Below are 6,447 nucleotides of genomic sequence, written 5' to 3' on the forward strand. Positions count from 1 at the left end.
GTGGCCAGTTCGCACGTGTCCGGGTGACGGCCATCAAAAGCGACACGGCCGCTGCAAGGCGGCTTGCAGAGCGGGCAGAAACGCCACGTGCGGCACCAGCACCTGACCGAAGCGGTCGTAGTGCGGGTTGTAGAGCTGGCTATCGAGCAGGGCAAAGTTCCGTTCGCGCAGGTGCGCGACCAGGTGCACCAGGCAGATCTTGGAGGCGTCGGTGGCCCGACTGAACATCGATTCGCCGAAGAAGACCCCGCCCAGCGCGAGTCCGTACAGCCCGCCCACCAGGTCGTCATCCCGCCAGGCCTCGACGCTATGGGCCAGGCCCCGAGCGTGCAGGGCGCAAAAGACCGACTGAATCTCAGGTGATAGCCAGGTCGCGGGGCGATCGGCGCAGGCCGCGATGACCCGCGGGAAGGCCGTGTCGAACCGGATCTGATAGGGCGCGCGGCGCATGACCTTGGCCAGCGAGCGTGGCACGCGGAACGTGTCGAGCGGGAGCAACGCACGTTGCTGAGGGCGATACCAGCCCAGCTCTCCCGCCTCGTCGGCCATCGGGAAGAGACCTTGCGCGTAGGCCAGCAGGATCGTGTCGGGGGTGATCACGAGGCTTCACCGCCATCCGCCTGAGCCAGGCGTCTCTGGGGCATTCTCTGCTGGCCAGCAGGCCCCCTTCGCCCCGGGACGAAACGACACCGGTTTGTTACCATGCGGATCTCAGGCAGCGTGAGGTCCCCCCGAACCCGGCCGAGCCCGCTCGCCGCCGCGAGGACGCCCACCGATGCCCTCTTCTACCCTGGCTCCGGACGCAAGCCTCATCTCCCCCTTTCGACCCGCCTGGGGGCTGGCCCAGCCGGATCTCCAGACCATCTTGCCGGAGGTGCTGCCGCGCCCGGACCGGCGGCGATCGCCCTGGTGGCGGGCCCAGCAGCGCCTGACGTTGCCTCTGAGCGATGGGGACCACCTGCTGGGCTGGCTGCACCCCCTGGCGCCCCACGCCCCGGGCGAGGCGCCCCTGGTGATTCACTTCCACGGTCTGGGATCGTCGGCGGACAGCGGCACCATGCGCAGCTTGAGCCACAAAGCTCACCTCGCTGGTTTCCACAGCCTGCGCGTGAACTGGCGCGGCGCCGGCGGCAGTGAGGATCTCGGCACGGGCGTGACCAGCGGCGTGGGTTATGCCGACGTGGCCGACGTGGTCCGTCACATGCACGAGCAAGGCCACGGTCCGATTTACCTGACCGGCTTCTCGCTGGGTGGCGCGATCGTGCTAAACGCGCTGGCGCGGCTCACGCCCACGCCCGACGTGGCCGGCGCTGTCTGCATCTCCGCGCCACTCGACTTCGCGGCGGCAGCCGCCGCCCTGCGAGAGCCGCGCAATCGCTTTTACGACGCCCGCTTCGTCTGGCTGCTGAAGGAGACCCTGCGGCGCTTCGTGGCGCAGGGACGCGGGGGCCTTCGCCACCGCGAAGCCTTGAAACATTTCCCGGCCATCCGCCACGTGTCTGATTTCGATCACCTCATCACGGCCCCCGCGGTGGGCCTGCCGGATGCGGCGGCCTACTACGCCGCCGCCAGCCCAGGTCCGCACCTGGCCCGGCTCACCGTGCCAACCTGGCTGATCACGGCCGACGATGATCCGTTCGTGCCGCTGGCCGCGCAGCGCCACGCCTTGAACGCCCTCCCGGAGCACCCCACGCTGCACGTCACCATCACGGACGGGGGCGGACACGTGGGCCTGGTGGGGCAGCGGCCACAGCCAGCCCTCCCCTGGGAGGATCATTTCTGGCTGGAAAACGCCACCGTGCGACGCCTGATGGCCTGGGAACAGGCGCGGCGCAGCGCGAGCGGTGCTTGAACCGGTTGGCGGCGGATGCTTTCCTCCGGCCGCCGAAACCCCGCTCGTTTGCTTGCTTGCCCCCCGTGGGTTTGCTAGAGTGACAGGCGATCGGGGCGTCGTCACGGCCTCCCGAGGCCATCGCATCGGCGCGAAAGCAGGCAACCTTGCGTTTCACCAGCTTGTCCCATCCCACGATGGGGCTCCATATCCTCTCCACCACCAAGTTCAAGACCAACACGCTGGTCCTGAACATTCGCTGTCCGCTGGAAGCAGGTCGGGTCACCCGGCGCGCGCTGTTGCCCTACGTGCTCACGCGCGGCACGGCCCAGCATCCCAGCGTGCGCCAGATGCAGGCCCAGCTGGACCGGATGTACGGCTCTTACCTGAACGCCGACGTGTTCAAGCTGGGCGAAAATCAGATCGTTCAATTCCGTCTGGAACTGCCCAATGGCAAGTACATTCCAGGGAAACCGGAACTGCTGAAGGACGCCATCGCCTTTTTTCACGGCGTGCTGACCGACCCCGTGCGGGAAGGGGGCCTGCTCAAAAGCAGTTTCGTGGAACTGGAGAAGGAGGCCCTGCGCAAGCGCGTGGAAGGCCTCTTCAACCACAAGACGCACTATGCCCGCATCCGCTGCGTGGAGGAGATGTTCCGCGACGAGCCCTACCACCTGTTCTCCGGGGGCCGCATCGAGGACCTGCCGGCGATCGACCCGGCCGCTCTGGAAGCCGAATTCCAGGCCATGCTGGCGGAGAGCCCGATGGATATGTTCGTGCTGGGTGACGTCAACCCCCAGGCGGTCGAGGAAGAGTTGCAGCGGGTCTTCCACTTCAACGGCCTGCGCCCGAGCGCGCCGGCCTGTCCGCCGTGGGCACCGGTGATCGGCCACGCCCCGACTCAGCCGCGCCAGCTCACGGAACACACCGACGTCAACCAGGGGCAACTGGTGCTGGGCTTGCGCACGCCGGTGCGGATCGAATCCGACGACTACTACGCCATGAAGATGTACAACGGCTTGCTGGGCGCCTTCTCGCACTCCAAGCTGTTCATGACGCTGCGCGAGAAGGAGAGCCTGGCCTACGCCACCAGTTCGCGCTACGACGCCCACAAGGGCGCGCTGTTCATCCAGGCCGGCATCGACATCGCCCATGAGGCCCGTGCCCTGAAGGTGATCGAAGCGCAACTGGAAGCCCTGCAACAGGGGGCCATCACGGACGAGGAGCTGCACCAGACGCGGGCCATGCTGCTGAACACCTACCGCGAGGCGAACGACAGCCCCGGCGCGTTGATCAACCTGGCCTTCGAGGCCATCGTGGCCGGCCAGGCCCGCCCGGTCGAGGAACTGGCCGCCGCCCTGCCCGTCATCGGGCGAGCCGAGATTCAGGCCGTGGCCAACAAGCTGAGCCTGGACACCGTCTACTTCCTGCGCGATCCCCTGCCCGACGCGATCGCCACCGCCAGCTAGGAGCCCGCCATGCAAACCCGTGCGTTCGAGACCCTCCAGGAGCGGATCTTCGAGGAAACCCTGCCCAACGGACTGACCGTCCAGCTGGTGCCCAAGCCCGGCTATGCCAAGACCTATGCCGTCTTCACGACCCGCTACGGCTCGATCGACAACCATTTTCAGCTCGCCGACGGACCTGAGCATCGCGTGACGGATGGCATCGCCCACTTCTTGGAACACAAGCTGTTCGAAGAGGAGTGGGGCGACATCTTCCACACCTTCTCGACCCAGGGGGCCTCGGCCAATGCCTTCACCAGCCACACCCGCACGGCCTACCTGTTTTCGGCCACCGACGAGATTGAAACCAACCTCGAGACCCTGCTCGACTTCGTGCAGCGGCCGCATCTGACGCCGGAGAACGTCGAGAAGGAAAAGGGCATCATCGAGCAGGAAATTCGCATGTACGACGACATGCCCTTCTGGCGCGCCTACCGCCACCTGCTCGAGAACCTGTTCGTGGAAAGCCCTGTGCGCATCGACATCGCGGGCACGGTCGAGTCGATCGGCCGGATCGATCGCGAGGCCCTGATGACCTGTTACGAGACCTTCTACCACCCGAGCAACATGCGGCTGTGCGTGGTGGGCGACTTCGACGCCGAGACCATGATGCAGCGCATCCGGGACAATCAGGCCCGCAAGGCCTACGCGCCGCCCCGGCCGATCGTGCGCCATCGGGTGGCGGAACCGGCCACGGTGGCCCGCCAGCAGCACCGCGTGAAGCTGGCGGTGTCGCGCCCGCTGGTCGTGCTGGGCTGGAAGGACAAGCAGGCCATCCCCGAGGCCGAACACCTGCATCGGGAACTGCTCATGGGGCTGATTCAGGATGTCGTGTTCGGGCGCTCCTCGGTGCTGTTCCAGGACCTGCTCGACCGCGGCCTGATTGATGACGCGCTCTCCTACGATTACGAGGTGGGCGACGGCTACGGTTTCTCGTACCTCGGGGCCGAAACGGACGACCCGCAGGCCCTGACAGAGGCCGTGCAAGCGGCGCTGGAAGCCTTCGTGCGCGACGGCATCCCGGAGGATGAATTCGTGCGCGCCGGCCACAAGCAGATCGGCGACTACCTCTACACGCTGAACAGCCCCGAGGCGATCGCCAACCAGGTCACCGAGGCCGCCTTCCAGAACGCGGACTATTTCGCCGTTCCGGACATGCTCGCCGCCATGACCCGCGAGCAGGCCAACGTGCTGCTGCAGGAGCATTTCGACCCGGCCCAGTGCGTCTCCTCGGTGGTGCTGCCGCAGGACGAGGACGCGGCCGTCCCCGCCTGACCGGCCTCAGCCAACAGGCCCCCGCGATCGTGTCGCGAGGGCCCGTACCGGGGGCAGAGCGCCAGGCTCAGTTGTTCACGCTCACGCGCATGACCCACTTCAGGACCAGGCCGTTGTCCCCCAGCGTGAGGTTGAGCGTCCTGGGGCTCGACCAGCCGCTGTTGACACGCATGGTTTCCACGTCGTCCCACCAGCCGAAGGCATCCTTCTGCCAGTAGCCGTAGCCCGTGACGGCGTGGCCCCCGCCGTTGGTGTTTGGCGTGTCATAGAAGCCCAGCATGGGGGGTTTGCCGTCGTTGATGGCGGACTTCAGGTGCTTGAACATGGAGAACTCGGAGTAGTCGGACATGTAGCGCATCGCCACGCCGACGGTGAGGCCCCGGTCGTTGTCGCCCCATTTCTGCCCATCCGGTTCGTCGTACCACATGGTGCCGCCGCTGCTGCCGCTGCAGGTGGTCTTCACGTAGCCGTTGATCTTTTCCATCATGGCCCGCGTGTTGGCATTGTCGCTGGTGTTTCCGGAGGAAGCCCCCGCGATGGTGTCGATGCCACGTCCTTCCCAGTAACCATAGACCATGCCCCAGGCGGTGGGACCACAGCCGACCGCACAGCCGTTGTAGCTGTGTTGCGTGTACTGCGGCACCCCGGTGAGGTTCTTGGAATAGTAGTCCGTGCCCCAGAAATTGAGGCCGTAGCGCTTGGGCGGCGCCGCGCCCGTTTCCGCCGCCGTCCAGAGCCGCTTGATCAGCTCGCGCTGCCCGGGCAGTTCCATCAAGTCTCGCTTGCCGCCGCGGAAGGCGTCGAAGGAGAAGTCATCAACCGCCAACTTGGCGAATTTGCGGTCGGCCCCATCCTCGAGTGCCCAGGAGAAGGTCGAAAAACGGTAGAACACGGGTACCTTGGGCTCACGCTTGTGCGTCTGGCGGAACGACTCGAGCAAGCTGGCACGATGGCCCTGGCCCTCGCTGCTGGACTCGGGAACCGGCACCATTTCCTTGGAGGTGTTGACCACGATGTGGCCGGCAGGGCCCCCCTTGGCCTCGACCAGGAACTCGTACGCGCCGGGCGCGGTCGGATTGAAGCCATCCCGCAAGGCGAGCGGCTCGCCCGCTGCCAGGCGCGCCCCTTCCGCCCAGAGCCCGTTGGGCCCGATGTGGGAGGTCAGGTAACGCTCGGCCACCGCGCGGGCCAGTTTGACGTCGATCAGCTTGAGGCTGGGATCCGGCCGGAACAGGCGTACGTTGGGATTGCCGGCCAGCTGCGGCAGCATGGCGCCCGGCTTGGGCAAGGGGTCTACCGGCAAGTCTTCCTCACCGACCGGCTTGACGGTGGGCGGCGTGGTCGGCGAGCCAGGCAGAGGCAGCGGATCTTTCGGTTTGCTGGTGGACGATTCCAATGGTTTGACGATCTCGGGCTTGAGGATCCCGGAATCCAGCGGCTTGATGGCCGGCGGCTCGGTCTTGGCATTGCCCTTGGTCAGGGTGATGGCCTCCGGCAGCGTCACCGTGAAGTTCGGCTTGTTGTCGACCATCACAGGCACGATCACCGGCTTGAACCCACCGGCCGCGATGGTCAGCCTGTACTCACCGGGCAGGATCCGGTCGAGCGTGAAGTTGCCGGTGGCATCGGTGAACTGGCTGTCGGTCACGGGTGGGTCGAGCTGGGCCACGGCGCCGTCGACCGGGTTGCCGGCCTCGTCCTTGACCAGGCCGGACACCTTGCCGAAGTAGGCCACCGTGCTGGTCAGCTTGGTGATGCCGAGGTCCTGCGGGGCGCCGGCCGTGACCGTCACGCTGCGGCGTGGCGGCACCTGATAGAAAGGCCGATAGACCTGCA

At 66.5% G+C, this 6,447-nt stretch carries 5 protein-coding genes; 3 read left to right on the forward strand and 2 right to left on the reverse strand.

The annotated features are described in order from the left end of the window. Positions 1-33 precede the first annotated feature (33 nt). Positions 34-600: a leucyl/phenylalanyl-tRNA--protein transferase gene (aat, locus tag VKP62_11860; protein ID MEB3197887.1), complete on the reverse strand. Its 567-nt coding sequence runs from the start codon at positions 598-600 to the stop codon at positions 34-36. Between the two features lie 175 nt (positions 601-775). Between aat and VKP62_11865 the strand changes: the two genes are divergently transcribed. From VKP62_11865 to VKP62_11875, 3 genes are all read left to right on the forward strand, one after another. Beyond that, on the forward strand, positions 776-1,852 hold the full coding sequence (locus VKP62_11865; protein MEB3197888.1) for an alpha/beta fold hydrolase: 1,077 nt from the start codon (positions 776-778) through the stop codon (positions 1,850-1,852). Positions 1,853-1,998: 146 nt separating this feature from the next. Then, the gene (locus VKP62_11870) at positions 1,999-3,300 is read left to right on the forward strand and encodes a pitrilysin family protein (GenBank protein ID MEB3197889.1); all 1,302 of its coding nucleotides are present in this window, start codon (positions 1,999-2,001) and stop codon (positions 3,298-3,300) included. Positions 3,301-3,309: 9 nt separating this feature from the next. Then, positions 3,310-4,611 carry a pitrilysin family protein gene (locus VKP62_11875; GenBank protein MEB3197890.1) on the forward strand — a complete coding sequence of 434 codons (1,302 nt, stop codon included), beginning with the start codon at positions 3,310-3,312 and terminating at the stop codon, positions 4,609-4,611. A gap of 67 nt (positions 4,612-4,678) precedes the next feature. On the opposite strand, the gene VKP62_11880 is transcribed toward VKP62_11875, so the two are convergent. Next, the coding region (locus tag VKP62_11880; protein ID MEB3197891.1) for a carboxypeptidase regulatory-like domain-containing protein at positions 4,679-6,447 on the reverse strand (1,769 nt) is incomplete at its 5' end.

Source organism: Candidatus Sericytochromatia bacterium, assembly GCA_035285325.1.
GTDB lineage: Bacteria > Cyanobacteriota > Sericytochromatia > S15B-MN24 > JAQBPE01 > JAYKJB01.